The organism is uncultured Porphyromonas sp., from assembly GCF_900541275.1.
Lineage (GTDB): Bacteria > Bacteroidota > Bacteroidia > Bacteroidales > Porphyromonadaceae > Porphyromonas_A.
Window position 1 is genome coordinate 1 of record NZ_UQJH01000006.1, and the last position, 26023, is coordinate 26023.

18 protein-coding genes are annotated in these 26023 nt (G+C 59.0%); 6 read left to right on the forward strand and 12 right to left on the reverse strand.

The window, feature by feature from the left end:
* Window positions 1-572 precede the first annotated feature (572 nt).
* The 3 genes from QZR17_RS04450 to uvrB form a co-directional block, all read right to left on the reverse strand.
* Entirely contained in the window at window positions 573-1241 is a 669-nt protein-coding gene (locus QZR17_RS04450) for a hypothetical protein (RefSeq protein ID WP_297128145.1), read from the reverse strand.
* A 116-nt stretch (window positions 1242-1357) separates the two neighbouring features.
* The gene (locus QZR17_RS04455; protein WP_297128147.1) at window positions 1358-2812 is read right to left on the reverse strand and encodes an AAA family ATPase; all 1455 of its coding nucleotides are present in this window, start codon (window positions 2810-2812) and stop codon (window positions 1358-1360) included.
* A 3-nt stretch (window positions 2813-2815) separates the two neighbouring features.
* Complete coding sequence (gene uvrB, locus QZR17_RS04460; RefSeq protein ID WP_297128150.1) at window positions 2816-4954, reverse strand: excinuclease ABC subunit UvrB; 2139 nt, start codon at window positions 4952-4954, stop codon at window positions 2816-2818.
* A 546-nt stretch (window positions 4955-5500) separates the two neighbouring features.
* Here uvrB and QZR17_RS04465 point away from each other — a divergent pair.
* From QZR17_RS04465 to QZR17_RS04485, 5 genes are all read left to right on the forward strand, one after another.
* Window positions 5501-7879, forward strand: a complete 2379-nt coding sequence (locus QZR17_RS04465) for a TonB-dependent receptor (RefSeq protein WP_297128154.1) — start codon at window positions 5501-5503, stop codon at window positions 7877-7879.
* A gap of 12 nt (window positions 7880-7891) precedes the next feature.
* Complete coding sequence (locus QZR17_RS04470; protein ID WP_297128157.1) at window positions 7892-9268, forward strand: hypothetical protein; 1377 nt, start codon at window positions 7892-7894, stop codon at window positions 9266-9268.
* 12 nt (window positions 9269-9280) lie between these two features.
* Window positions 9281-10729 (forward strand): hypothetical protein, encoded by a 1449-nt coding sequence (locus QZR17_RS04475; RefSeq protein WP_297128160.1) that lies wholly within the window; start codon window positions 9281-9283, stop codon window positions 10727-10729.
* A gap of 18 nt (window positions 10730-10747) precedes the next feature.
* Window positions 10748-12148, forward strand: a complete 1401-nt coding sequence (locus QZR17_RS04480) for a DUF4876 domain-containing protein (protein WP_297128163.1) — start codon at window positions 10748-10750, stop codon at window positions 12146-12148.
* A 66-nt stretch (window positions 12149-12214) separates the two neighbouring features.
* Window positions 12215-13285 (forward strand): Ig-like domain-containing protein, encoded by a 1071-nt coding sequence (locus tag QZR17_RS04485; RefSeq protein WP_297128166.1) that lies wholly within the window; start codon window positions 12215-12217, stop codon window positions 13283-13285.
* 62 nt (window positions 13286-13347) lie between these two features.
* Here the strand turns inward: QZR17_RS04485 and rfbC are convergent, their stop codons facing one another.
* The 7 genes from rfbC to QZR17_RS04520 all read right to left on the reverse strand — a co-directional run bounded on the left by rfbC (window position 13348) and on the right by QZR17_RS04520 (window position 21157).
* Window positions 13348-13914, reverse strand: a complete 567-nt coding sequence (rfbC, locus tag QZR17_RS04490; protein WP_297128315.1) for a dTDP-4-dehydrorhamnose 3,5-epimerase — start codon at window positions 13912-13914, stop codon at window positions 13348-13350.
* Window positions 13915-14003: 89 nt separating this feature from the next.
* Entirely contained in the window at window positions 14004-15077 is a 1074-nt protein-coding gene (rfbB, locus tag QZR17_RS04495) for a dTDP-glucose 4,6-dehydratase (RefSeq protein WP_297128169.1), read from the reverse strand.
* Window positions 15074-15955, reverse strand: coding sequence for a glucose-1-phosphate thymidylyltransferase RfbA (gene rfbA / locus QZR17_RS04500; RefSeq protein ID WP_297128173.1), 882 nt, complete (start codon window positions 15953-15955; stop codon window positions 15074-15076). Before rfbA ends, rfbB begins: the two co-directional genes overlap by 4 nt.
* Window positions 15956-16110: 155 nt before the next feature.
* On the reverse strand, window positions 16111-16620 hold the full coding sequence (locus QZR17_RS04505) for a phosphohydrolase (protein WP_307983352.1): 510 nt from the start codon (window positions 16618-16620) through the stop codon (window positions 16111-16113).
* Window positions 16621-16640: 20 nt separating this feature from the next.
* Window positions 16641-18143, reverse strand: coding sequence for a ComEC/Rec2 family competence protein (locus tag QZR17_RS04510; RefSeq protein WP_297128176.1), 1503 nt, complete (start codon window positions 18141-18143; stop codon window positions 16641-16643).
* 5 nt (window positions 18144-18148) lie between these two features.
* Window positions 18149-19045: a Ppx/GppA family phosphatase gene (locus tag QZR17_RS04515; RefSeq protein WP_297128179.1), complete on the reverse strand. Its 897-nt coding sequence runs from the start codon at window positions 19043-19045 to the stop codon at window positions 18149-18151.
* A 12-nt stretch (window positions 19046-19057) separates the two neighbouring features.
* Window positions 19058-21157 (reverse strand): RNA degradosome polyphosphate kinase, encoded by a 2100-nt coding sequence (locus QZR17_RS04520; RefSeq protein WP_297128182.1) that lies wholly within the window; start codon window positions 21155-21157, stop codon window positions 19058-19060.
* A gap of 181 nt (window positions 21158-21338) precedes the next feature.
* On the opposite strand from QZR17_RS04520, the gene QZR17_RS04525 reads away from it, so the two are divergent.
* On the forward strand, window positions 21339-21860 hold the full coding sequence (locus tag QZR17_RS04525) for a cob(I)yrinic acid a,c-diamide adenosyltransferase (RefSeq protein ID WP_297128187.1): 522 nt from the start codon (window positions 21339-21341) through the stop codon (window positions 21858-21860).
* Here the strand turns inward: QZR17_RS04525 and QZR17_RS04530 are convergent.
* Together QZR17_RS04530 and mutS are read right to left on the reverse strand one after the other, a co-directional pair.
* On the reverse strand, window positions 21818-23233 hold the full coding sequence (locus tag QZR17_RS04530; protein WP_307983353.1) for a Na+/H+ antiporter NhaC family protein: 1416 nt from the start codon (window positions 23231-23233) through the stop codon (window positions 21818-21820). The two genes, QZR17_RS04525 and QZR17_RS04530, sit on opposite strands and share 43 nt — an antisense overlap.
* 125 nt (window positions 23234-23358) lie before the next feature.
* Window positions 23359-25965: a DNA mismatch repair protein MutS gene (gene mutS / locus QZR17_RS04535; protein WP_297128190.1), complete on the reverse strand. Its 2607-nt coding sequence runs from the start codon at window positions 25963-25965 to the stop codon at window positions 23359-23361.
* Window positions 25966-26023: the final 58 nt, after the last annotated feature.

Consider the following 26023-nt stretch of genomic DNA (forward strand, 5'->3'; position numbering starts at 1 on the left):
AGCTCCCAAAAGATTTATCTCCTTTGTTTGAGTGGCGTTGAGGGGCTTTTGAGCGGGGCTCAAAAGCCCCTCAACGATCATGTGACAAACTTACAGCTAAGAAGAATGGACCCCTACCGGGGTCCCCTAAGGAGGTCAGCAGGGCACCCCTTCGGGTGCTCGCTTCCCAGCCACTGGTCGGAGGGGCGTAGCCCCGAAGGCCAGTGGATCAGGCATCACAAACGATCGCGACCCCGCAAGGGTGTCGCAGAGCAGCCATCCCCTCTCCCTGCGACCCGCAAGGGGTCGTGGTCAGAGCGTCGTTCTGCCCACAGGTCTTCGCCGCTATTGCGGCTCGACCTGTGGATAGGAAACTGGGATCCCTGACGGGATCCATTACCCATCGGGAGGTGGATCGTTGTGGTAAGGAGGGTAGCTCCCCGGCAGGGACGCTCACTCCATAGGCATCCTTCGGATGCAGGCCTACCACCGACTGACTATTTCCACATACGTCACCACCGGCATTGGCGCAAAAAAAGCTCTCGCCCCCGTCACGATCGACAGGGGCGAGAGTTGTTTACTAAGGAAACAACTCAGAGGACTAGTGTCAGATTGGCTTTGCAGGTCTTCGTGCAGCCACCTCCGTCAATGCACTCATCGATGAATTTAAAAGCCTTTTTGGCTCCGGAGATAGTTCTCTCCACGACAATTCGCTCGCCGTCCTTTACTCCTCCTTCACACTCAATGGCATACTTCCTGGACTTAGCCGTGCGTAATAGGATCTGTGTTGGATCCAAGTCGGGATGATCCGTCTGAAGTATAGCCTCAGCAGCGGCATAAGGGAAGAGGATATCCTTTGGCATCTGATCATATCTCTGCAGGACGATCTGATCTACCGAGATGCGACCACTCTCTCGGTTGACCGTCAGAGTGATGTCAGCCATTGCCCGGAAGTAGAAGCCCTCCGGCGGCACGACACCCACAAGCTTGCTGTTTAGGAAGTCGACAAGCTCACTTAGGGTCTCCACATTCGCCTCATCCGAAAGAGAGGTCTCCACACCACCTGCAGGGAGAAGCACCCTGTCGGAAAAGCTCGGAAGGAACCCAAAATCAGACTGTACATAGACCTGCTCCCATGTACGATGCATGAGTTGTCGGTCGTGAGACAGCTCGGCAGATCCATGAGGATCCAGGGGACTTTGCTGATTGACACATCCTGCCATAAGGAGTGTCAGCAGACCCAGAAGTGTGGATCTGAACATGGTACTTTCCATAAGATCACATTGCTTAAGTCCTTAAATAGCGGGTGACTACTTCACTACGCAAGCAAGTTACTCTTTTCAGGCCGAACCGTGATGAAGATCGTGTGACTTTTTTGCTACTTGATGACGAAGGACTTGGCGAGGTGAGCGACGGACCTGGCGCGGGTGAGGGCGGTGTAGACCCAGCGGTAGGCCTCGCTCTTGGGCTCCTTCATCAGCCAGACCGGCAGGTCGATGAAGACCTCGGGCCACTCGCCACCCTGCGCCTTGTGGCAGGTGAGGGCGTAGCCGTAGCGGCAGTGGAGCGCATTGAGGTAGGGATCCTCCCGTAGGGACTTCCGGAAACCCCGAGAGCCTGGCTTGGTCCCCTCCTTCCGCATCCGGAGAGCGAAGTCCCTGTAGAGCGCCTTGTAGTCGGCGGAGGAGAGTCCCGGGGCGTCCTGCTCCAGCAGGTCGAGGATCAGCAGGGTCTCGTACTCGGCACTGTCGTCGATATTCCGCACCCGGACGGGGACGAAGGTGACCCCGCCGCGGACCCTCTTCCGTGAGAGGGAGACCTCGAGTACCTCGATGAGGTCGCCATTGGCAAGGCCAGTGGTAAGGTCGTTTTGGGTGACGAGGAGGAGGTCGTCCACCTCCACGGGCGCCATATAGCCGTAGAGCTCCCTCGCGCGGCGGGAGACCTCGGCGCAGCGCTTATTGGAGAGGGAGATGAAGGTGCAGCGGTCGAAGTCCTTGTCGCCAATCGCTGTGAGGTAGTCCCTCACGAGCGTCTCCTGGTCATTGCAGATCACAATGTCGTCGTAGCCCTTGAGGGGAAGGGTGCCCCACTTCACCTCCGGGGGATCGAGGTAGAGGGCGCGGATCTCGGCAGCGGCGAGGACGATGCCGCTCCGGCTATCCTGCCGGACGATCTCCGTGAGCTGGCAGCCTGTGGCGCGGACATCGTAGAGCATCTCCATATACTCCGGCACGAGGGCGGGGGAGTAGTCCTGCCCCACAGGTGGGAGCTGGCTGTCGTCACCGACGAAGACGAACTTCCCCTCGGGGTCGTACCTAAAGAGGTCTGCGAGGACGTTGCCGCTGCCGAAGCTGAGCATCCCGCCCTTCGTCTCCCGATCGGAGATCATCGATGCCTCGTCGATAAAGTAGACCCGCAGCCCCCACTGCCGTTCATCATCGGAGATGGTGGAGGCGCTGAAGAGGGAGAGCATCTCCTCCGCCGGTTCCTCGTCCGACAATGGATGTCGGTGCTCCTCCTTCTCATCCTCGAGGAGGTCCTTGATGCTGTCGCCGAAGCGGTGGAAGTGGTAGATGAGCGAGTGGAGCGTCTGCGCCTCCATGCCGGTGCGGAGGGTGAGCATCTTGGCCGCACGGCCGGTGCTGGCGGCAAGCACATAGAGTGCGCCGAGGTCGCTGATGTAGTCGACAAAGGAGCGGAGGAGGGTGGTCTTGCCGGTGCCGGCGTAGCCCCGGAGGACGAAGACGGTCTCGTCATCGCTGCTGATGAAGGAGCGGAAGCGCTCCATCGCCTCCCGCTGTCCGGGCGTCATCCAGGAGCTATCGGTCATGGGTCAGCGCCTTTTCTTCCCCAGTTTATTCGCCTCGTGCGCCGACCGCTCGTGGTCGCGCGCGGCGATGCGCTTGGCGGCACTCTTCTCCAGCTCCGTCGCCACCTCTGAGCCGCCCTCCTCCGCCTGTAGCTCGAAGAGGATGTCTCTCAGCTGGGCTGCGGCGACGAAGTCGAGCGCCTTGGCGGCTGCCTGCATCGCCTCGCGGGTCTTCTCGATCTTGTCAGCGAGGTTATCCGTCTTGAGGAAGTCGAGGCTCTTCTCCGCCGCTGACTCCTTGGCGTGCTCGATGCGATATTCCCGCGGGGTGGCAGCATCGGAGGTCTTGCTCGGTCCGGTCATGTCGAGGATCGAGCTGGTGGAGGACTTGATCGCCTGATGGGGCGTGATGCCGTGCTCCTCATTGTACGCCATCTGGATCTTTCGCCTCCGCTCAGTCTCGTCCATCGTCATCCGCATGCTGTCGGTGATCTTGTCGGCGTAAAAAATGACTAGACCATTGACATTACGTGCGGCACGACCGGCGGTCTGGGTGAGGGAGCGGTGGTTGCGGAGGAAGCCCTCCTTGTCGGCGTCAAAGATCGCGACGAGCGACACCTCCGGCAGGTCGAGTCCCTCACGGAGGAGGTTGACCCCGACCAGCACGTCAAAGTCTCCCCGCCGAAGCCCCTCCATAATCTCCACACGGCGGATCGTCACCACCTCGCTGTGGAGGTACTCCGTCTTGATCCCGAGGTCGGCGAGGTGCTCCGCCAGCTCCTCCGCCAGCCGTTTCGTCAGCGTGGTGACGAGCACCCTCTCATTCCGCTCAATGCGGGTATTGATCTCTTCGACGAGGTCATCGATCTGATTCTCAGTCGGGCGAACCTCTATCCTCGGGTCGAGGAGTCCCGTCGGGCGGATCAGCTGCTCGACGATGATGCCGCCGCTCTTCTCCAGCTCATAGTCGCCCGGCGTGGCGGAGACATAGATCACATCGCCCTGCATCTGCTCAAACTCGTCGAAGCGGAGCGGGCGATTGTCGATCGCCGCCGGGAGGCGGAAGCCGTAGGAGACGAGGTTTTCCTTCCGCTGCCGGTCGCCACCATACATCCCCCGCACCTGGGGGATCGTGACGTGGCTCTCGTCGATGATCATCAGGTAGTCCTCGGGGAAGTAGTCGAGGAGGCAGTAGGGACGCTCGCCCGGCTTGCGCCCATCGAAGTAGCGGGAGTAATTCTCGATGCCGGAGCAGTAGCCGAGCTCCTCCAGCATGGCGAGGTCGTTGGTGACCCGCTCGTAGAGTCGGTCAGCCTCCATCTTTTTCCCCTCCTGCTCGAAGAGGCTCGTCTGCTTGTCGAGATCTTTCTTGATCTCCGCCATTGCCCAGTCGGTCTGCTCCTTGGTGGTGACAAAGAGATTGGACGGGTAGACAAAAACCTCGTCCAGCTCCTCGATCTCCTCACCGGTGAGGGGGACAAAGGAGGAGATCCGGTCGATCTCGTCGCCCCAAAACTCGATCCTGTAGGCGATCCCCTGGTAGTCCTCCACGGCGGGGAAGAGGTCGACAGTGTCGCCCTTGGAGCGAAAGGTGCCGGGCTTAAACTCCCCCTGAGCGGTCGTGTAGTAGATCTGCACCAGCTGATGGAGCAGATCGTCCCGCTCGATCTGCTGACCACTGCGGATGAGGATCTTCTTGGCGGCGTAGTCCTTAGGATTGGCCATACCGTAGATGCAGGAGACGGAGGCGACGACGATGATGTCGCGCCGACCGGAGAGCAGCTGGGTGGTGGTGCGGAGTCGGAGCTTCTCGATCTCGTCATTGATCGACATGTCCTTGGCGATGTAGAGATCGTTGGTGGGGAGATAGGCCTCCGGCTGGTAGAAGTCGTAGTAGGAGACGAAGTACTCGACAGCGTTGTGGGGGAAGAAGCTCTTAAACTCTCCGTAGAGCTGCGCCGCCAGTGTCTTATTGTGCGACAGCACCAGCGTCGGCCGCTGCACCTCGGCCACCACATTGGCCGCCGTGAAGGTCTTACCGGAGCCGGTGACGCCGAGCAGCGTCTGGAAGCGCTGCCCCCGCTCTACGCCGTGGACCAGGTCAGCGATCGCCCGAGGCTGGTCACCGGTCGGCTTGTAGCTTGATATGAGTTCAAAGTCCATCTTGTCTCTCTCTTCTGTCTCTCCCAGCAAAGGTACCAAAATAGCGCCCGAGGGAGCGGGGAAAGCTCCGGGAGGCCAGGGGTGACGCATAAGAGCGGTGCCCTCTTATCGGACGAGTCGAACGGGTCGGACGAACTGCGCCGCACCCCGGCAGGGGTGCCTCGTTCTTTATTCCTCATAATAAGTCGAGGGCTTCAGTAGCTCTCAAATGCGTCACCCCTGCCCCCTGCACTCTCTTGTGGGAGAGACTCCAGTCCCATAGGGATGGGACACATCTGCAAGCGCTTAGACCGCCATCGGCACTATGGGGTCATCACCGCACCAGGCCGACCCGCAGTGCGGCAGAGTCGTCATGCGCATCTATTATGGGCTTGTAGTCATCCTTTATGAGTATAGAGCAGGATGGGAAATACCAATAAGTAAGGATGGAGCAGCGCCCAATTAGCTCCTACCTTTGCAGCAGTGAAAAATAAATCACTTTGGTATAAAAAGTCATAAAACCGCATTGCCTCTAACGGCAATCACCACTCGTAAGGATATACCCCCATGCACAAGTCACCACTACACAGCATCTGCAGGATCCTTGTCCCGCTGCTCCTGACGCTGTCGCTCCTGACACCGGAGGCGAGGGCGGCAGAGACGACCCCCAAGGATCTCTTGCTCGTCATCACCATCGTGGAGGCGGACAGCGGAGAGCCCGTCGTCGGAGCCATCGTCAAGTCGCCCTCTGCTCGTCGCACCCAGGTAACCGATCCTCAGGGGCGATGCACGCTCGTCTTTGCTCCCGGGACACAGAGAGCGAAGATCTCTGCCTCGTTTCTCGGCTTCAGACCTTATGAGAAAACGATCACACTGGGCAAGGAGGGTCGACTGACGATTCGACTGGAGGAGGATGCGACCCTATTTGACGAATTAGTCGTCGAGGGTCAGCTCAAGCACACGACCAATCTCCAGCAGGCAGTGGCTGTGGAGGCGGCGACACTCGAGAAGGGGACGTCGCTCAACCTTGCCAAGCTCCTTGAGTCTGTCCCCGGAGTCAGCTCCATCAGTGCCGGGAGCAGCATCTCCAAGCCGGTGATCCAAGGGATGCACAGCAGCCGCATCGTGCTGGTCAACAACGGTGTCCGCCTCGAGAGCCAGAGCTGGGGTGAGGACCACGCTCCGGAGATCGACCATACCGGAGCCTCGATCATCGAGGTGATCAAGGGGGCGGAGAGCGTCCGCTACGGCCAGGGTGCTCTCGGTGGCGTCGTGCTCTTCAATCAAGCGACCCTACCCTATGGACACAAGCGACTCTACGCACGGAGCAAGATCAACCTCGGATATGCCACCAATGGGCGAGCCTTCGATGGTGCGGGATCGGTGGAGGTCGGCTACCGCGACTGGGGGATGCGTCTCCATGCGATGTACAATAAGTCGGGCGACTATGGGACGGCCGAGTATCTGCTCAATAACACGGGATTTAACAACATCGGTTTCTCCGCCTACGCCGGTTACGAGCATGGGCCTATCACTGCTACGCTCTTCTCGAGCCTCTATACGTCTCGCAGCGGGATCTACTTCTTCAGCTCCGTCTCCGACCTTGAGCAGCTGATGACACGCTTCGAGATCGGGCGCCCGGATGAGAGTATGATCAAGCCTTTCTCTTACGAGATCAAGCCGCCCTTCCAGCAGACACAGCACTTTACCCTCAAGGGCGAGGTGGACTACCGCGTGGCGGAGGGACACAATCTGGAGCTGAAGGTATCGTATCAGGATAACCTGAGGCAGGAATTTGAGAACCGTAAGCGGGATGACCTCAGCTGGCTGCCGATGCAGGACCTCCTCCTCACCACCATGACCTCTGACCTGGCGTGGGAAGGCGACTGGAAGGTGCTCGGCATGTCTACTCAGGCGGGTCTCTGCTCCAGCTATCAGTACAACTACAATGTCCCCGGGACGAAGCAGCCCGCCTTTATCCCCAACTTTGCCGCACTGACCCTCGGTGGCTTCGTGATCCACAAGATGAAGCTCGGCAACCTCGACCTCTCGGGAGGTCTGCGGTACGACTACAAGGCCATGGACGTGCATGGCTACACGAGTCTCGCTTCCTTTAAGTACTACAGGGACTTTAAGGTCTACGCCGCCATCACGGGCAGTCTGGCAGCACACTACAGACTGAACGACAACTATGACGTCCGGCTCAATGTCGGTCTTGCCTGGAGACCGCCGGACATCAACGAGCTCTACGCCACCGGTCTCCATCACGGCACCTACTGGGTGGTGGGAAATAAGGACCTCCTCCCGGAGGTGGGCGTGAAGCCGGTCCTCGGGATGGGCTACCGCAATGAGTGGCTGCTGATCGAGCCGAGTGCATTCTTCCAGTACGTACACAACTACATCTACGACAATATCGGGCAGGGGGCGAGACGCTTCCACAATCACCCGAGCGGGAAGTACCCGCAATTTATCTATGGTCAGGACAATGCCCGACTCTTTGGTGGGGACCTCCTCGTCAGGGTGGAGCCGCTGAGCGGTCTCTCGATAGAGATGACCGGTGAGTGGATCAACGCCCGCAACCTCACGCAGAATTGCTGGTTACCCTTTATGCCCTCGGATCGCTATGGTCTGGGTGCCAATTACCGGATCGACTTCGGGAAGGAGCGGAGGTGGCACGCCGATGTGACGCTGGACGGTAAGTATGTGACAAAGCAGGTGCGCTTTGATCCGGAGAAAGACCTGGCACCAGACTCCCCGGACCCCTACTTCCTCCTCAATGCCAATGCAGAGCTGAAGTATGATCTCCCCGGCGGACGAAGCGTTAAGCTGATGCTGGTGGCTGACAATATGCTGAATGCGCTGTACAAGGAGTACACCGATCGCTTCCGCTTCTTTGCTCATGCGATGGGAGCCAAGTATACGATCCGCACCGTAGTAGAGTTTTAAAGCAAAATGAATATGACGAGACAGATATTACCCGCCATCGCTATCCTCCTACTGGCTCTCACGGGCTGCAAGGATACGATGCAGAAGATAGTGAAAGCGCCCGCCCCCTTCATCGAGACCGTGGTGGTAGGACACGAGCAGATCTACACCGTGCAGGCCATCCTGAGACTGGCGGTGCGGCACGCTGATCCGGCGGGCGAGGTGAGCGATGAGCCTTACTACTTCACCGCCTATGACCTCGATGACCAAAAGCCCACGCCGGTGCCGCTCTACCAAGAGATCAAGATCTCCAAGGATGAGGACGGGAATATGACGATCGTCTCACCGAGAGAGCACTTCGACGTGGTGAAGAGCAGTAGGTACTGCTATGCGCTCGAGCTGAAGTACTACGACATGAATGGTCAGCTGATCAACCACCAATTCACTCGCTGGCACGCTATGGAGGGTAAGACACCGAGGGACGTCGGCTACGATGACCCCAACTCGACCATCCTCGTGCACCAGCACTTCTTCACCATCGACAATTACTCCCTCTCCGGACTGCCGATCGCCTTCCCCATGACGCCGGACAGCCTCTACATCGATCGCTACACCTTTGAGACCGATGCCGACGGGGGACTACTCCCGGCGACCCGTATGTCGCAGGCAAATGTCTTTGTCCCCACTGAGGGTCATAAGCCCAATGGTCTACGGTACGACTACGCACTGGCCCTCGAGTCGGAGCGCCGCACCTCTACCAAGAGTGTGGAGGAGACCTACCGGTACCAAGGGAGGGACTACCGGCTCTACAAGACGCTTGACTCCTATGCACTCAATAAGCTCACGCCGGAGATCTTCGACTACGAGTACCGCGACACCGACCCTGTGGAGGAGTCTCTCGGGACAGTCCTTGAGGATCAGGACGACCTCGGACGGATCCGGACGGGACACATCGTCAACCTCCTCCGCTTCCGCCGTGGGATCTACGAGGAGGGTGACGGCGGGCTGTACCCACTGGAGCCGATGGGGATGAAGGGGATACTCAACTTTAAGCAGTCGGACATTCTTTTCCAGCTCAAGGTCTCCATCGCCCACATCCTGACACAGCCGAGCAATGGGGAGAGCACCCGATTCCTCTTTGGGAAATACATGACCAACGGAGGTAACCAGGCTCCACCCTTTGACGGCGTGACCACCTACAAGTCCTACGAGCTCTCTCGCTCGTGGAATAGCTTTGACATGTGCTACCCGATCTCCGTGCGGGTGATCGCTGATGCTGACGGACCGGTGGAGCGACTGGTGAGCGATGTCAGGCGGTACTTCCCCGATGCCTCGGAGACGGAGCTGAGGGATATGTTTTACGGAGAGGACAATAGCTACTATCGTCGCCGTCCGAGTGTATTATTCTAAGATCACACAGCCATGCAGACCATCAAGACTCCCATACTCCTGATGCTTACCGCGCTGCTCTTACTCTGCAGCGGGTGCCGCAAGTTTATGCTCTTTGACGTCTCCGTCCCGGAGGAACGCAACCCACTGATCAATAAGAAGACCCCCACGACCAAGGCAGACCTCTACTTCCTCGACAAGCACCTCGCCACCGAGGAGGATCACGGACCCGTGGTGGAGGGGACACTCCCAAATCCCGACCCCGACGGAGCCTTCGCCGACTGGGCCACCTGCCTCGTGATGATCAAGGAGGGGCACGACCATGGTCAGGGCAAGCTCCACGGCAACTACGTCTACCCCAATGCGCCCTGGAAGCAGGAGCAATTCTGCGTCATCCACAATACACCCGATGGCATCCGCGTGGAGATGGATCGAGAGTCTACAGCCACCTTCCTGGAGCTGGAGGCAGCGAAGGAGAGGGGGCAGGCTCTTGACACCGTGGGACCTGAGTACTTCCGCATCATCGGTGGGACGAAGAAGCTCTGGGGACTCTGCCTCTACTTCTATGACAAGAAGGGGAACCCGATCAACGACAAGATCTACGACGCCTCAGAGGAGTATCAGCTCTTCTTCTCCGTCAGCGACCGAGACGACAAGGGTCAGCCCTACGACGTGATGGACGTGCGCTTCCGCAATGGTCTCTCACCCGAGGCGATGACCATGATCGACCGACCGATGGCGCTGGATGAGCGTGCCTTCAGAGAGGAGAAGCCTGTCCCGGCCGCCCTCTTTGCCGGTGCAAAGAGCCTGGAGGAGCGAAGGGCTCTGACGCGACCCTACATCTTCACCTACACCTATCGTGACACCTGGACACAGAACGACATGGCGGATGGCGTGCGGACGCTCTACAACATCCGCCTCCTGCCACCACTGATCCGGAGCCAGTACTACCTCGCCTCGCTGCCCCAGGACCAGGACTATGTAGGGCTGAAGGGGCACCTCGAATTTGACTTCCAGGACGAGGGTGCCGACTACCGCCAGTGGCCTCTGGCACGAACGAAGCCACATATGGGCGGTGGAGTAAAGTATGAGCGGGGAAGCTACCTCCAGCCCCAGTTTTACCTCGCCGTACAGGTGATGAAGTGCGAGAAAGGCAAGAAAAGGGTCATCCCCGCGGATAAGGATGCGGAGCATGCACGCAATGGCAAGGCCCCTCACAATGACTTTGTCTGCGCTGACTTCGACGATCTGCGACCCGAGTCGGGCTGGCAGGAGATCATCCGGATCAATATCCCGATGAAGCAGTATGCCACCGTCTTTGACAGCGACCCTACGGACCCGGATCCCAATGAGCCCTACTACTTCCAGCTGGGACGGGAGATCGGGCTGAAGCCTCAAGAGGCGTATGAGGCGGTCTCCAACCTCAAGACTCACGGTGTGACCGGTACCGGTGGCAACGGCTACGGGTCATGGTTTCTCTGATTACACAATCCTATCGACATGAAAACGAAGATACATCCCTCCTACCTCCTTCCGCTACTAGTGCTACTCCTCAGTAGCTGCCTCGGACTCACTCGACCGGAGGAGGAAGAGAAGCGGGTCAGCGACGACCACTTGATGATCAAGGAGGTATTCAGCTCCGGCACCTACACCCCCGATGTAAAGTGGGGCAGCGGCTTTGTGGGACCGGCATCCTACGACTACGACAAGTACATCATCATCTACAATCCCACCTCCAAGGTGATCTACCTCGACAGTCTCTGCATAGCGAGGACGGCATTCCAGATGGATCTGGCGATCGACCTCAAGGGGGACGAGGAATTTACCGAAACTCACTGCCCGGTGGATAACATTATGATGTTCCCCGGGAGCGGACACGACTATCCCATCAATCCGGGAGAGGAGAAAGTACTCACAGCGGTGGCGGTCAATCACACACTGAGTCGAGAGGAGATGATGAAGAAGTACACCTTCGTCAGCGAGAGCTTCTTCATCGGTGGTACCTCGACGGAGAATAAGAAGGCGTGCGACCTGTCAGGTGCCGACTTCGAGTGGCTCACCCCATCACAGATGCGGAACAATTACTTCTACTACCTCGAGGACACCAACACGGTGCCTAACCTGATCCCCGTCTTTGCGGGCTTTCAGTACAATAATCCGGAGTGCGAGGGACAATTTGATGTCCCGGAAAACCGGACCCTCCTCCTCGTCAAGCTGGGAGTCCCCCCGACAGATCTTGATCAAGAGAAGTACTGGTGGGACTACGAGACAGGACACGAAAACTCCTTCCACAGCCTCGAGACACCCCACCACAAGGCGCACGTCAAGGGCGATGCCCACTGCGTCAAGCTCCCCAATGAGTGGGTCATCGATGCGGTCTCGATCTGCCCCCAGAAAAACTATAAGCGCACCCGAGTCTCCAAGGAGATCGATGCCGGGTACAATAGCGTCCGGGAGGGAAGGGAGAGCGATGCACAGCAGGGAAGCTGGCGGGGCTACTCCCTGCAGCGGAAGTATAATGGCGAGCGCTTCCAGGACACGAATAACTCGACCACAGACTTCGAGAAGCAGGCGGCTACACTCCTCACCATCCCTCCGAAGAAGCTCTACAACCCCAATGTCACCTTCGTCGATGGGCATAGCTACCGGATGACCGTCGGGCAGAAGGAATTCTTCATCCGTGCCAAGGTCTCTCCGCGTAATGCCAAGGAGACCGCCGTCACATGGACCAGCTCCGACCCATCAATCGCGGAGGTGAAGGGGACCCCTACCAAGCCACGCACCGGCATCAGTGCCGCCTGGATCACCGGCCTCAAACCCGGCACCGTCACCATCACCGCCTCCCTCGCCAATGGCGCAGAGGATGTCTGCACGCTGGTCGTGGAGGCTCCTAAGGAATGACATACGGCCGTAAAGGTATCAGCCGTACTTTTTTGCTAACCAAAACAATCAAGAATAATGTACACCATGAAGAAAATCAAACTCAGAGCCCTCCTCCTCTCCGTCACTCTGCTCCTCCTGACCTTACCCGGCTGCAAAAGGCCCGGCGAGGGGTCCGAGCCGACGCCGGAGAGCGCCACCGTGACCATCAACCCCAGCACCGCCAAGCTCAAGGTGGGCGAGACACTCAAGCTCACCGCCACCATCACCCCGAAGGACGCCAAGGGGATCAAGCTCACCTGGAGCTCATCCGACCCCGAGGTGGCTCAGGTCGACAGGAGCAGCGGTGAGGTGAAGGGGGTCAAGGCAGGCAAGGCGATCATTACCGCCCGTCTCTCCAGTGGCAAGTCCGCCACCTGTACCCTCGAGGTGATCGATGAGGGCGGGAAGACACCGGAGCCCACTCCCACACCGGAGCCCACTCCCAATCCCACGCCCAACCCCACTCCCAATCCCGAGCCCAATCCCGGGGAGTACACCTACACCATCACAACGGATCAACAGGAGTACACCGTCGAGGTGGGGAAGAAGATCACCATCAAGCCTACCCTCACCCCGGCTCCGGCAGAGGGAGAGACAGTCTCCTTCTCCTTCAAGGGCGGCAAGAAGTACATCGAGGGGAAGGGTGAGATCACCATTGCGCTCGTCAATAACGACGGCTCCGTCGAGGGTATAAACGAGGGGGACTGCACCGTCACCATCTCAGCCAAGGGCGCCAAGCCGGTCGAGTGCAAGGTGATCGTTAAGAAAGCTGTGCAGGAGACCGTGACGCTCCCTGCAGGTGCTCGCGTCGCCATCATGCATGAGGTGGACGGTGTGGATGAGGAGGTGACGGCGAAGCTCACCTTCAGCACCTACACCACTGACTTCACCCTCACACCGGTGGTGCTGGATAAGGACGGTCAGGTACTTGAGGGCGACACGGCATACGAATTTGACTGGAGCTCCTCCAATAGCAAATTAGTGGAGTACAATGCTGTCATGGGGAACTTTAATCTCCCGAGCGGTGAGACCGGCAGCTGCAAGCTGACCGCCACTCTCAAGGGATCAAACGCCTCGGCCTCAGTAGAGGTGGAGATCGTTGCCCCGAAGAAGTAATCTCCTTACATAAAGCAGAAGACCGCACCATAGGCTTGCCTGTGGTGCGGTCTTCCTATTTCTTAGAGCGGGAAGAGGGGGATCCGGGTGCCGAGATCCTGACCGGAGAGGCGAGGATTGTGGAGGTCCTTCTCCGACAGGATCATCTCCTCGGGGCGGATGGGCCACGGTATGGCGAGCGTCGGATCGTCCCACGCCACCGCTCCCTCGCTCTCGGGGTGGTAGTAGTTATCCACCTTGTACTGGAAGACCGCTACGTCGCTCAGCACGCAGAAGCCGTGCGCAAAGCCCCGTGGGATGAAGAATTGTCGATGGTTGTCCTCCGTCAGTTCGACGGCGATATGCTTCCCATAGGTCGGAGAGTCGGGGCGAAGGTCTACCGCCACGTCCCACACACGCCCCACGATGACGCGGACCAGCTTCGCCTGAGCATGGGGATCGCGCTGGTAGTGGAGTCCCCGCACTACCCCATAGGACGACCTTGACTCATTGTCCTGGACAAAGGTGGTCCCGCAGATCGCCTCGTACCTCTCGCGGGAGTAGCTCTCCATGAAGTACCCCCGCTCATCCGTGTAGACTCGCGGCTCGAGGATCAGCACGCCCTCGATCTCTGTCTCTGTCACCCTCACCTTCTCATCCATAAGTCAGTCCTTTTCTGGTCATTTTTTGCAGGGTAAGTGGTATCAGATACCATTTTCCCTACAAAATCTGACGAATCTCAGCGGTGCGAGTACATATCTTGGTAGTAGGAGCGATATGCGCCTGAGGTGACGTGGGCGAGCCACTGCTCGTTAGACAGGTACCAGTCGACCGTCTTCCGAAGTCCCTCCTCAAAGGTATGCTCCGGTCGCCAGCCCAGCTCGCGCTCGATCTTGGAGGCATCGATGGCGTAGCGCACGTCATGCCCCGGGCGGTCGCCCACGTGGCGGATCAGGCGCTCAGAGCTCCCCTGAGGGCGCCCAAGCGCCTCGTCCACGAGACGGATAAGGGTGTGGATCACCTCGATATTCTCCCGCTCGCAGTGACCACCTATATTGTACGTCTCACCCACCCTGCCCCGGTGGTAGATCAGGTCGATCGCCGCAGCGTGGTCATCGACATAGAGCCAGTCGCGCACCTGACGGCCGTCGCCGTAGACCGGCAGCTCACGCTCCTCACGGATATTATTGATGAAGAGTGGGATAAGCTTCTCGGGGTGCTGGTAGGGTCCGTAGTTATTGGAGCAATTGGAGATCAGCGTGGGCAGCCCGTAGGTGTCGTGGAAGGCGCGGACAAAGTGGTCACACGATGCCTTGGAGGCGGCGTAGGGCGAGTGAGGGTCGTACCGGGTGGTCTCGGAGAAGGGGGGATCCTCCGGCCCGAGCGACCCGTACACCTCGTCCGTGCTGATCTGGTAGAAGCGCTTGCCGTCGAAGCCGCCCTCCTGCCGCCACACCTTGCAGGCTGCCTGCAGGAGTGAGACACAGCCGCGTACATTGCTCCGCACGAAAGCGAAGGGATCCTTGATGCTCCGGTCGACATGGCTCTCGGCGGCAAAGTTGATGATCCCATCGATCCGGTACTCCTGCATTATCCGGAGGACGAAGTCGTAGTCAGCGATGTCGCCCTGGATGAAGTGGTAATTGGGGTGCGCCTCTACCGAAGCAAGGTTCTCCAGATTGCCGGCATAGGTGAGCGCGTCAAAGTTGTAGAAATGGCTCTCCGGGTAGCGCTCCACCATACGGCGAAGCAGCGCACTGCCGATGAAGCCCGCCCCGCCGGTGACGAGGATATGAGCATTAGGGGTATTCACGATTCTTCTTCTAATAGAGAGATTAAGTACTGACCATATTCGTTCTGTTGCATCGGCTCAGCGATCCGGCGCAGCTCCTCCCCCGTGATGTATCCACGGCTGTAGGCGATCTCCTCGAGGCACGCCACCTTCAGCCCCTGACGCTTCTCGATCGCCTCGATGTAAGCACCCGCCTCACTCAGTGACCTGTGGGTGCCGGTGTCGAGCCAGGCGAAGCCCCTCGGGAAGCGCTCCACACGGAGACGCCCCTCAGCGAGGTAGTGCTGGTTGACGCTCGTGATCTCCAGCTCCCCGCGGGCCGAGGGCTTCACACCCTCCGCCACCCGGATGACGTCATTGGGATAAAAGTAGAGCCCCACCACGGCAAAGTGAGACCGCGGCACCTTGGGCTTTTCCTCAATGGAGAGCACTCGCCCCTCGCTGTCGAAGTCCACCACCCCGTATCGCTCCGGGTCGCTCACCCGGTAGCCGAAGACCACCGCTTGACGCTCCCTCTCGACCGTCCGGACAGCCGACTCCAGCAGACCGGTGAAGGTGGCACCGTGGAAGATATTATCTCCCAGCACGAGGCAGACATCCTCCTCTCCGATGAAGTCGCGCCCTATGAGGAAAGCCTGAGCCAGCCCCTCCGGTGCCGGCTGCACAGCGTAGGAGAAGCGCACACCGATCGACCTCCCGTCCCCGAGAAGCCGCTCGTAGGAGGCGCGATCCTCCGGTGTGGTGATGATAAGGATCTCCCGGATCCCCGCCAGCATGAGGGTGGAGATCGGGTAGTAGATCATCGGCTTATCGTAGACCGGCAGCAGCTGCTTGGAGACCCCTCTCGTGATCGGGTAGAGACGGGTGCCGCTCCCGCCGGCAAGTACTATTCCTTTCATCGTCTATAGTGGTATATAGCAAAGATAGCACTTTACCCCCACACCAAGTCGAGCTGAGACAGACCGAGCATCAAGAAAAAAATGCTCGGACAAATGCCGACACAAACCTATGGGACACGACGATACCTTGTCTCCCCGTCCGCCATGAAAGTCTCTTAGTAGAGACTGCTGAGGTAGTCGTACTCCCTACGATAGCGCTCCAGTCTGTCGAGGTCTTGCCGAGTGGGACTTGAGAGACGGGAGAGATCCATATTGTGGGTCAGGTCGTGTAGCTTGACCCGGGTGGCGAGTGGACAGGTGCCCACAGCCGTGATGTAGCTCTCACGGTCCGGCGAGGCGTGGTGATCGAGCAGACGGAGAGCATCCGCAAGCCGAGCCACGCACTCCTCAGGCAGAGGGGTGCCAACCTCCTCAGCGAGCATGTGTAGCACTTCGTCCACCGTGTGAGGCGTATCCTCTGCAGCATCATGGAGGTAGCCCACCACTCTCTCCTCCCAAGTAGCACCCATAGAGGCAACAGTCGTGAGGTGACCGGAAAAGTAATCAACGCCTGCCTTATCGACTTGCCCGGCATGAAGTCGCCGAGCCAGACGGGCCGCTGCATGGACAATGCGCTCCTGCTCGCTCTCTTTCAGAAGATAGCAGAGGGATGAAGAGTCAGTCATATGATGGTATCCGTTTTTCCTTATAAAAAGTCGTAGGGTGTCCGGCGGTTGTAGAGCCGGACGAAGAGCTCACGGGCAGTGAGGACGATGGCGTAGTAGAGGACGACGAGGACAAGGTCGTACTGCATCGTCACCGTGAGGCTCAGCGCCGGCGTGCCGAAGGTCTCCGTCACCGCCCGCATCGCTTCGGAGAGGAGGCTTAGCAGCCAGGGGAGACCCGGTAGCGAGGGGAGGGCAAGCGTCACCAGTCCCACCGGGATGAGCAGACCGCTCAGCGCCACGACCGGGATAGCGCTCCAGAGCATACTCCCCGCTGCCCTACCGAAGAAGAGGAAGAGAAAGGGTAGCACGCCTATCTGAGCCGAGATGCAGGCTGCGAGGCTGCTCCAGACGAAGCGGAGCGAGCTGAGTGAGGGGCTGACCAGCCGGAGTAGGATGGGCATGAAGCTCATCAGCCCCCAGACGGCGCTGACGCTGAGGAGCAGACCGACGCTTAGGATCGAAAGAGGGTTGAGGAAGAGGAAGAAGAGGAGCGTCAGCGACAGCACCTGCACCGGATCGGCTCGTCGCCCGAGGAGCTTGGCGAGGAGGTAGATGCCACTCATCACGAAGGCGCGCATCGTGGCGGTCGAGGCACCTGTCAGCAGTGTGTAGAGGAGCAGTCCAAGGAAGATCAGCAGGTAGCGCAGCCTCCTGTGACGGTAGGCGGGAAGGAGCAGCCCCAAGAGTCCGCTCAGCAGACCGAAGACGATCCCGAGGTGATACCCGCTCACCGCCAGCACGTGTGCCACGCCGGAGGCGGTAAAGTCGGACTTCACCGACCGAGGTAGGTGAAGTCGCTCGCCGAGACAGAGCGCATAGACCAGTCCCTTATCCGCTGCCGTCAGACGATCACCGACAGCCATGTCGAAGCGGCTGATCAGGTGATGCCGTCCCTCCATCAGCCGACAGCGGATGGTCCGGGCCCGCCCGGCGGTCTCTAAGCTCTGCCCGTACGCCTGCGACACATACCCCTCTCCGAGGAGGTAACGTCCGTAGGAGCCGGGAAGTGTGTCGCCAAGTAGTGCCACCAGGTCGAGGTCGCCCCGCAGCATCATCCCATAGAGCTCCGCCGACTCTCCCGGCAGGGTGAGGAGGATAGGGATCTCCCCTCCATCGCTCGTCAGCAGAGCTGCATCGTACCGGATGGCGCTCTCAGCCGAGGAGGCGACGGGATAATTGACTCTCACCGAGGCATCCTGGAGCGTAACTGAGCGGGGCATTGATCCCAGCGAGCGGAACCGCTGATCGGCATAGATGCCGTAGGCAATCACGAGGAGTGGCAGAAGGAGGAAGAAGCGATCCAGCCTCCACCCTCGCCTCCGAGAGAGGAGAAAAGCGGCGACTGCGAGCAGTCCCAGCGCTACTCCCCCATAGAGCAAGAGATGATGGTAGGCAAGGATCCAGCCGACGAGACAGGCGACCAGCACCCAGAGGGCGGGCCGATCACCATACCTCAGCGAGCGTATCCGCTCCTCACTCACGCGCCCTACTCTTCATCCTCCTCGTAGAGACGGTCGATGATGCTGTCGGCGAGGCCCAGCTTGGGGACCATAATCTTCGTCGTCCCGAGGCGGTCGGCAGCAGCGATGAAAATGCGAGCCGCCGGGATGATCACATCGGCGCGGTCGGGCTTCATCCCGTACTTTGACATCCGCTCATCGAGGTCCATCCCCTCAAGTATGTCGTAGATCTCGTGGAGCTGAGGGGTGGTGATCTCCTTGCCCCACGGGGTCTGGGTGCCATTGATCTTGGCGAGACGATTGATATTCCCCCCGGTGCCGAAGATCTCCAGATCTCCGCAGCGCTCATGTATTGAGTCGAGGAACGTGTGGTACTCCTCCAGCTCCGACTTGCGGACCAGACCACTCAGCAGTCGTACGGTACCGATATTGAAGGAGCGGGAGTCCACCTTTTGGCTCCCCCTCAGGATCGACACTTCGGTCGAGCCACCTCCGACGTCCACCATGACGTAGTAGGTCTCCTCATCCCGGACAAGCTGTCTTACCCGGCTGTGTCCCACGAGACGAGCCTCCTCCTCACCGGAGATCACCTCGATCCGAAACCCCGTCGCCGCCTCGACCTCGTCGACTACCTTGGCGGCATTGGTCGCATCGCGCATCGCGGACGTGGCGCAGATCCGATAGTGAGACACCTCGTAGATCTGCATGAGGTACTTGTAGGCGAGCATAAGGCGGATCAGGTCCTTTGCCTTCCCCTTGGAGATCTTCCCCTTCACGAAGGCATCCTCACCGAGACGGAGGGGGACGCGGAGGAGCTGTACCTTAGAGAGTGGCTGCTCCGGATCATCGGTGAGACACTTGATGAGCAGGCGGACCGCATTGGATCCGATATCGATGGCGGCGTAGTGCTTTTTCTTAAACATAATGCTATCCCTTTATATTTCCTCCAAATAATGCTGGTAGAGAGCCTCCTGGCTGCGGAACCACGGCTTCTCAGCCGACAGTCGACGCGGACAGCGCCCCTGCTCATTGACAAAGTGTCCCTGGGAGACATCCCGCAGCCCGTAGTCGACCACCAGCTCCAGCTCGCGCTTGAGGTCAGGATCGTAGACGGGGGTAACCACCTCGACCCGCCGGTCCAGGTTTCGGCTCATCCAGTCGGCGGAGCCGAGGAAGTACTTCGGCCTCCCACCGTTGCAGAAGATGAAGATCCGCGAGTGCTCTAAGTAGCGGTCGATGATCGCATTGACAGATATATGGTCGCTCACCCCCTTGATCCCGGGCACGAGGGAGCAATTGCCACGCACCAGCAGCCGCACCTCCACCCCGGCTTGCGAGGCTTGGTAGAGATGCATCACCACCTCCTCGTCGACGATGTGATTTACCTTGACGTGAATATAGGCGGGCAGTCCCTGCTCCGCATTCCTAGTCTCAGTGTCGATCAGCCGGATGAAGCGGCTGCGCATGGAGTTGGGCGAGACCATTAGCTCCCTGAAGTGGGTCGCCAGGTAGGGCTGCTCGATGAAGTCAAAGACCCGCTCCACATCATTGACGATGCCACGACGCGAGGTCATCATCATGAAGTCGGTGTAGGTCTTGGCATTCCCCTCGTGCATATTGCCGGTGCCGATGCAGGCGATATTGCCCTTCCGTGCCTTGATGAGCGCCAGCTTGCTGTGGATCTTGAGGTACCCGGGTCCAAAGAGCACCCGCACGCCGGCGTCCCGCATCTTCTGAGCAAAGGAGATGTTGCTCTCCTCATTAAATCGCGCCAGCAGCTCGATCACGCAGGTCACCTCCTTACCATTGCGCGCTGCCGCCATCAGTGCCTTGACGACAGAGGAGTGGCGCGGCACGCGGTAGATCGTCGCCTTGATCTCCTGCACGTCCTCACTGATCGCCGCCTCCTGCAGCACCCGGACAAAGGTGTCGAAGCTGTGGTAGGGGAAGTGGAGCCACTGATCTTTACGCCGGATAGAGTCGAGCATACCGGTCTCAAAGTCCGCATGCCGACCGATAATCGGGTGCCACGGGGTGTAGAGGAGGTCGGTGCGACCGCAGTCGGGGAAGTCCATCAGGTCTCGGGTATTGTGGTACCTCGACCCGGCGACGCGGGCATCATTCTTATCCAGGTCGGCAGTCTCAAAGAGCATCTGCCGGATCTGCTTCGGCATCTTGCGGTCATAGACCACACGAAGCGTCTCTCCGAGACTCCGCTTCTTCAGACCGCGAGAGACCTGCTGCAGGAGACCAAGGGAGGAATTGTCCTCCACCAAGTCCTCATCGGCGTCCTTTGTAAACTTGAAAGTATACCCCTCGTAACTATTGTATGGAAGGCCACCGAAGATGTTCTTAAGATTGTACCGGATCACGTCATCGATGAACATGACACACTTATTCCCCTCCGGGTCATCCGGCAGTCGGACGAAGCGCTCCTCCCCGGACTGTGGCAGACGGATGACAGCGATGTCACTCCTCTGCACCTTGCCCTCGTCATCGACCTGCCTCAGGTCCACTGCGAGGTAGTTGCTCTCATCGAGCTGCTCCTGAGGGTCTGGGATGCGATCAAGGAAGAGGGGATTGATCGTCGAGCTCAGCTTCCGCGCATAGATGTCAAATACTTGATGCTCCTGCTCGGGCGTCAGCATCGTCTCATCGACCACATGGATATGCTCCTCCCAGAGCTCCTTCATCAGTCTGCGGAAGGTCCGGTCCACCTCCTGCTTGTACGCTTCGTTGAGCTCATAGATCTTGGAGAGTAGCTTCTTGCTCCGCTTGACCTTGCCGGACCCGCTGTCGTCATCCTCGATATTGCGCTGGATCGAGGCGACGCGGACGCGGAAGAATTCGTCAAGGTTATTCGAGTAAATACCGAGGAAGTGGACCCGCTCTAAGAGAGGGATATCCTCCCGCTGGGCCTCAAAGAGGATGCGGTGATTGAAGTACATCCAGCTCTCATCTCGATCCACGTAATTGTCATCATCGAGCTTGATCTCGCGGTCGACATAGAGTTCGGTGGGATGAAGTTCAGCCATAGTCTAAGGTGTGTGTTTTTATCTATTCCGTTTTTGATGGGATAAATTTAGCCAAAAACCGCCACATCCCTACCACCTAAAGGACCATCATTGACTCGTCAAGGTCTGTTGGCATCGCAAGATTGTCTATCAATCTGACATTTACTACTTTTGTTTTCGTCAAGCGGAGAGAAGAGCTATTATGAGAGAGAAGAAAGGATACCTCCAGGTATACACCGGAGATGGGAAGGGGAAGACCACCGCTGCCATCGGGCTGGCGGTGCGTGCTGCCTTGGCCGGGAAGCGGGTCTTCGTGGGGCAATTCGTCAAGAGTATGCGGTATCACGAGTGCCGGATAGAGGAGCTGCTGCCGTCGATTCACTTTGAGCAATTTGGTCTCGGATGCGCACTGATCCACGAGCCATCGGAGGAGGATGTGCGCCACGGTCGGGAGGGGCTGGCTCGGGCGGCGGAGGTGATGTCGACGGGGGAGTGGGATGTGGTGGTGCTGGATGAGGTGACGATAGCGCTCTACTTCCACTTCTTCACCGTGGAGGAGCTGCTCGAGGTGATCCGTGCCCGAGAGCCACACGTGGAGGTGATCTGCACAGGGCGCTATGCCCCGGCAGACTTGATCGCCGCTGCAGACTTAGTGACCGATATGCAGTGCGTCAAGCACTACTACGATGCCGGAGTGCCGGCGCGCTCCGGCTTTGAGCGGTAGGTGACCTGAGGCAAGGCATTCCGCCCCGGATAAGGGAAGCGAAGGAGGATCGAGAGCAGGAGTACCCCGGAGAGGATCATCGGGTAGTACATGGAGGGGAGGACTTCCGTCACGGAGAGCCCTGTGAGCCCCGAGGCGATCAGCATCTGAGCGCCATAGGGGAGGACAGCCTGCACGATGCAGGAGGTAATGTCGAGGATGCTGGCTGTCCGCCGTGGGTCGACATCCAGCCTCGCGCCGAGGTCTCGCACGATCCCGCCGGTGGTCAGGATGGCGATGGTATTATTGGCCGTGCAGGCATTAGCCATCCCCACAAGGGCGGCGAAGGAGAGCTCGCCCGACCTCTTTCCGGACACACGCTTTGTCAGGCGCTCGACGATGAAGTCTATCCCGCCCCGCTGACGGATCAGCTCCAGCAAGCCGCCGGCAAGCAGCGTCACGATGATCAGGTCGCTCATCCCGGCGATCCCCTTGCCTGCTGTCGTCATCACTCCGACCGAGGTGATGGAGCCGCTACCGAGACCCACCAGCACCGAGAGGAGGATGCCTGCGGTCAGGGCGACTAGGACATTTACCCCACTGACGGCGAGGAGGATCACAGCCAGGTAGGGCAGCATCAGATACCACGAGCCGGTGGTGCTGACCATCGCCTCCGGCACTTCCTGACCGAGCATCAGGTAGAGCAGGAGCGTGAGTAGGGCAGCCGGTAGTGCTATCAGGACATTGGCGCGAAACTTATCCCTCATCCGCACGCCAATCGTGCGGGTGGCGGCTATGGTGGTGTCAGAGATGAATGAGAGATTGTCGCCGAAGAATGCACCACCGACGATGATCGCCGTGATCAGCCCGGCGCCTCCGCCCATCTCCGTTGCCATCCCACTCGCTATTGGTACGAGAGCAGCGATCGTACCGACACTCGATCCGAGGGCAAAGGAGATGAAGCAGCTGACGACAAATAGCCCCGCATACATTACCCTCGACGGGAGCAGTGAGAGCAGCAGTCCCACCGTCGCATCGATGGCTCCGATCGCTTGTGCCACAGAGGAGAATATCCCCGCAAGGATGAAGACCCAGATCATAAGCAAGACGTTACTATCGCCCGCCCCTCGGGCAAAGATCTCTAAGCGTCTCTCAAGAGAGTGTCCGTCAGGCAACACCATCGCATAGATCGCCGTAAGGCAAAAGGCGACCGTGATCGAGACGGCATAGAAGTCGCGGACCAGCAGGCTGACTCCGAGGTAAAAAATGAGGAAAAAGAGGAGGGGCGAGAGGGCAAGCAGCCCCTTGGTCATCGGCATCGTCCGGTGCGCAGAGGACTGACGACCTGCTACTGCCTCCTCGCGCAAAATATTCTTATTCGGTACAATTCCCATATTTCGGGCAAATATACTACAAATAATTTATTTCTTGCGAAAGTTTGCCTGAAAAGACAGATCGTGCAGTAATACAAATGGTCTGTCAAAGTCCATTATGTGGGCCGAGGAGTAGCCTCGTAAGGTCACTTCATCCCTATCAAGCGGCGAATGTCAGAGAGCTTATTGAGAGCCTCGAGGGGGGTAAGGTTGTCGATGTCGAGCCCCTTGATCTCATCGCGGATCGCGGAGAGGGTCGGGTCGTCGAGCTGGAAGAAGCTGAGCTTCATCGGACCATCGGTGGTCTCGTCAGCGGCAACGGATGATGGAGATCCGTGTCCCGCCTTGCGCTCAAGCTGACTGAGGATCTCCTCAGCCCGGCTCACGATCTCGCGCGGCATCCCCGCCATCCGTGCCACATGGATGCCGAAGCTATGCTCGCAGCCTCCGGGAACCAGTTTCCTGAGGAAAATCACCTTGCCATCGGCCTCTTTCACAGAGACATTATAGTTTCGGATCCTCGGCAGGACACCCTCCAGCTCGTTTAGCTCGTGGTAGTGGGTGGCAAAGAGGGTCTTAGGGTGAGCGCGATGATTATTGTGCAGATACTCCACGATCGCCTGTGCCAGCGAGATGCCATCGTAGGTGGAGGTGCCGCGCCCCAGCTCATCCACGAGGACGAGGCTATTGGGGGTGATGTTATTGAGGATGATCGCCGACTCGGTCATCTCGACCATAAACGTACTCTCGCCACGCGAGATGTTGTCCGATGCCCCCACGCGGGTGAAGATCCGATCCACGATGCCGAGACGTGCCTCACGTGCCGGGACAAAGGAGCCCACCTGAGCCATCAGCACAATCAGGGCGGTCTGCCTCAGGAGTGCGCTCTTACCCGACATATTGGGTCCGGTAATCACCATGATCTGGTCTGTCTCCGGGTCGCAGAAGACGTCATTGGGGATATACTCCTCGCCCGGTGGCATCATCCGCTCTATCACGGGATGGCGCCCCTCCTTGATGTCAATGACAGCGCTTCGGTCCACCACCGGACGGTGGTAATCGTATGTAACCGCATCGTAAGCAAAGGTACTCAGCACGTCGATCTCTGAGAGGGCTGCTGCATTGCTCTGCAGGACGCGGATATGCCCCATCACCTCCCGGATCAGATCCTGGTAAAGCTCTGCCTCGAGGATGCTGATCCGCTCCTCGGCACCGAGGATCTTCTGCTCATACTCCTTCAGCTCCGGGGTGATGTATCGCTCGCTATTGACTAAGGTCTGCTTTCGGATCCAGTCCTCCGGCACCTTATCCTTGTGCGCATTGGTCACCTCGATGTAGTAGCCAAAGACGTTATTGAAGGCAATCTTCAGCGAGGGGATCCCGGTCTCACGACTCTCCCGCTCGCGCATCTCGAGGAGGTACTTCTTTCCCCCACCGGCGATGGCACGCAACTCATCCAAACGGCTGCTCACGCCAGCACGGATCACCCTTCCCTTGCCCACCTGTGCCGGTGCATCGGGGTCGATGGACTGCTCGATCTTTGATGCCAACTCCTCCGCCGGGTCGAGCCTGAGTGACAGCTCGCAGAGTGCCTGCTCACCTGAGTCGGTGAGGAGACTCATCATCGGGCGTATCAGTCGCAGCCCGGCTGCCGTCTGGAGTAGCTCACGGGGCGAGATGCGACCCACTGCCACCTTGCTTGCCAGTCGCTCCAGGTCACCTATGCCGGCCAAGTGATCCGCCACTGAGCGGGACAGCTCCGACTGCTCATAGAAGGCAGCCACACAGGTCTGGCGTCGCTCGATCTCATGCAGGTCAAGGAGTGGGAAGGAGAGCCAGCGCTTCAGCAGACGGCCACCCATCGGGGTATGCGTATGATCCAGCACCTGCAGGAGGCAGGAGCCGTCCTCCGTGAGCGGGCGCATGATCTCAAGGTTGCGCCGAGTGAAATTGTCCAGTCGGACAAAGTGGTCCTCCTCGATCAGGTGAAGCGTCGTCACATGACTCAGTTGGGTGTGCTTCGTCGCCTCGAGGTAGTAAAGGATCGCCCCGCAGGCGATGATGGCGAGTGGTTTCTCCTCTATGCCGAAGCCCTTAAGGGTGCGGGTATTGAAGTGCCTCTCGAGTCGCTCCCTGCCGTAGTCGACGGTGAAGACCCAGTCCTCGAGGGGGTAGTAGTGCCACTGCTCCCCCATGGCGGCAGCCACAGATGCCTCCCGACCCCGCTCCAGGAGGATCTCCTTAGGGCCAAAGGAGACGACCATCTTCGCCACATCCTCCTCGACACCCTCAGCGGTGCAAAACTCGCCCGTGGAGAGATCAAGGAATGCGGCACCGGTGCGCCCGCCCTTCGACACCAAGGCACCGAGGAAGTTATTGGTCCCGGCATCCAGCACCGTATCCTCCATCGTCAGTCCCGGCGTCACCAGCTCCGTCACGTCCCGCTTTACCAGAGTCTTGGTGAGCTTGGGATCCTCGATCTGGTCGCAGATGGCGACTCTCTTCCCCTGCGATACCAGCTTAGGCAGGTAGACGTCGAGTGCATGGTAAGGGAAGCCGGCGAGAGGGACCTCAGAGGCGCCACCATTGGACCGCTTGGTCAGAGTAATCCCCAGTAGCTGGGAAGCGGTGACGGCATCATCGGAGAATGTCTCGTAGAAGTCCCCGACGCGGAAGAGCAGTATTGCGTCAGGGTACTTCCTCTTAAACCGGTTGTACTGAGACATCATCGGTGTCTCCTTCACTTTTGCCATGGTTAGCAGCCTACTGTCAGTTATTCTATTCTGTGGTGAGAAAACCTCCCCTCAGGGT

Excerpts from the sequence above, each read along its gene's own strand:
- QZR17_RS04450 (WP_297128145.1), bottom strand. The coding sequence starts at position 1,241 with ATGTTCAGATCCACACTTCTGGGTCTGCTGACACTCCTTATGGCAGGA.
- QZR17_RS04455 (WP_297128147.1), bottom strand. The coding sequence starts at position 2,812 with ATGACCGATAGCTCCTGGATGACGCCCGGACAGCGGGAGGCGATGGAG.
- uvrB (WP_297128150.1), bottom strand. The coding sequence starts at position 4,954 with ATGGACTTTGAACTCATATCAAGCTACAAGCCGACCGGTGACCAGCCT.
- QZR17_RS04465 (WP_297128154.1), top strand. The coding sequence starts at position 5,501 with ATGCACAAGTCACCACTACACAGCATCTGCAGGATCCTTGTCCCGCTG.
- QZR17_RS04470 (WP_297128157.1), top strand. The coding sequence starts at position 7,892 with ATGACGAGACAGATATTACCCGCCATCGCTATCCTCCTACTGGCTCTC.
- QZR17_RS04475 (WP_297128160.1), top strand. The coding sequence starts at position 9,281 with ATGCAGACCATCAAGACTCCCATACTCCTGATGCTTACCGCGCTGCTC.
- QZR17_RS04480 (WP_297128163.1), top strand. The coding sequence starts at position 10,748 with ATGAAAACGAAGATACATCCCTCCTACCTCCTTCCGCTACTAGTGCTA.
- QZR17_RS04485 (WP_297128166.1), top strand. The coding sequence starts at position 12,215 with ATGAAGAAAATCAAACTCAGAGCCCTCCTCCTCTCCGTCACTCTGCTC.
- rfbA (WP_297128173.1), bottom strand. The coding sequence starts at position 15,955 with ATGAAAGGAATAGTACTTGCCGGCGGGAGCGGCACCCGTCTCTACCCG.
- QZR17_RS04505 (WP_307983352.1), bottom strand. The coding sequence starts at position 16,620 with ATGACTGACTCTTCATCCCTCTGCTATCTTCTGAAAGAGAGCGAGCAG.
- QZR17_RS04515 (WP_297128179.1), bottom strand. The coding sequence starts at position 19,045 with ATGTTTAAGAAAAAGCACTACGCCGCCATCGATATCGGATCCAATGCG.
- QZR17_RS04520 (WP_297128182.1), bottom strand. The coding sequence starts at position 21,157 with ATGGCTGAACTTCATCCCACCGAACTCTATGTCGACCGCGAGATCAAG.
- QZR17_RS04525 (WP_297128187.1), top strand. The coding sequence starts at position 21,339 with ATGAGAGAGAAGAAAGGATACCTCCAGGTATACACCGGAGATGGGAAG.
- QZR17_RS04530 (WP_307983353.1), bottom strand. The coding sequence starts at position 23,233 with ATGGGAATTGTACCGAATAAGAATATTTTGCGCGAGGAGGCAGTAGCA.
- mutS (WP_297128190.1), bottom strand. The coding sequence starts at position 25,965 with ATGGCAAAAGTGAAGGAGACACCGATGATGTCTCAGTACAACCGGTTT.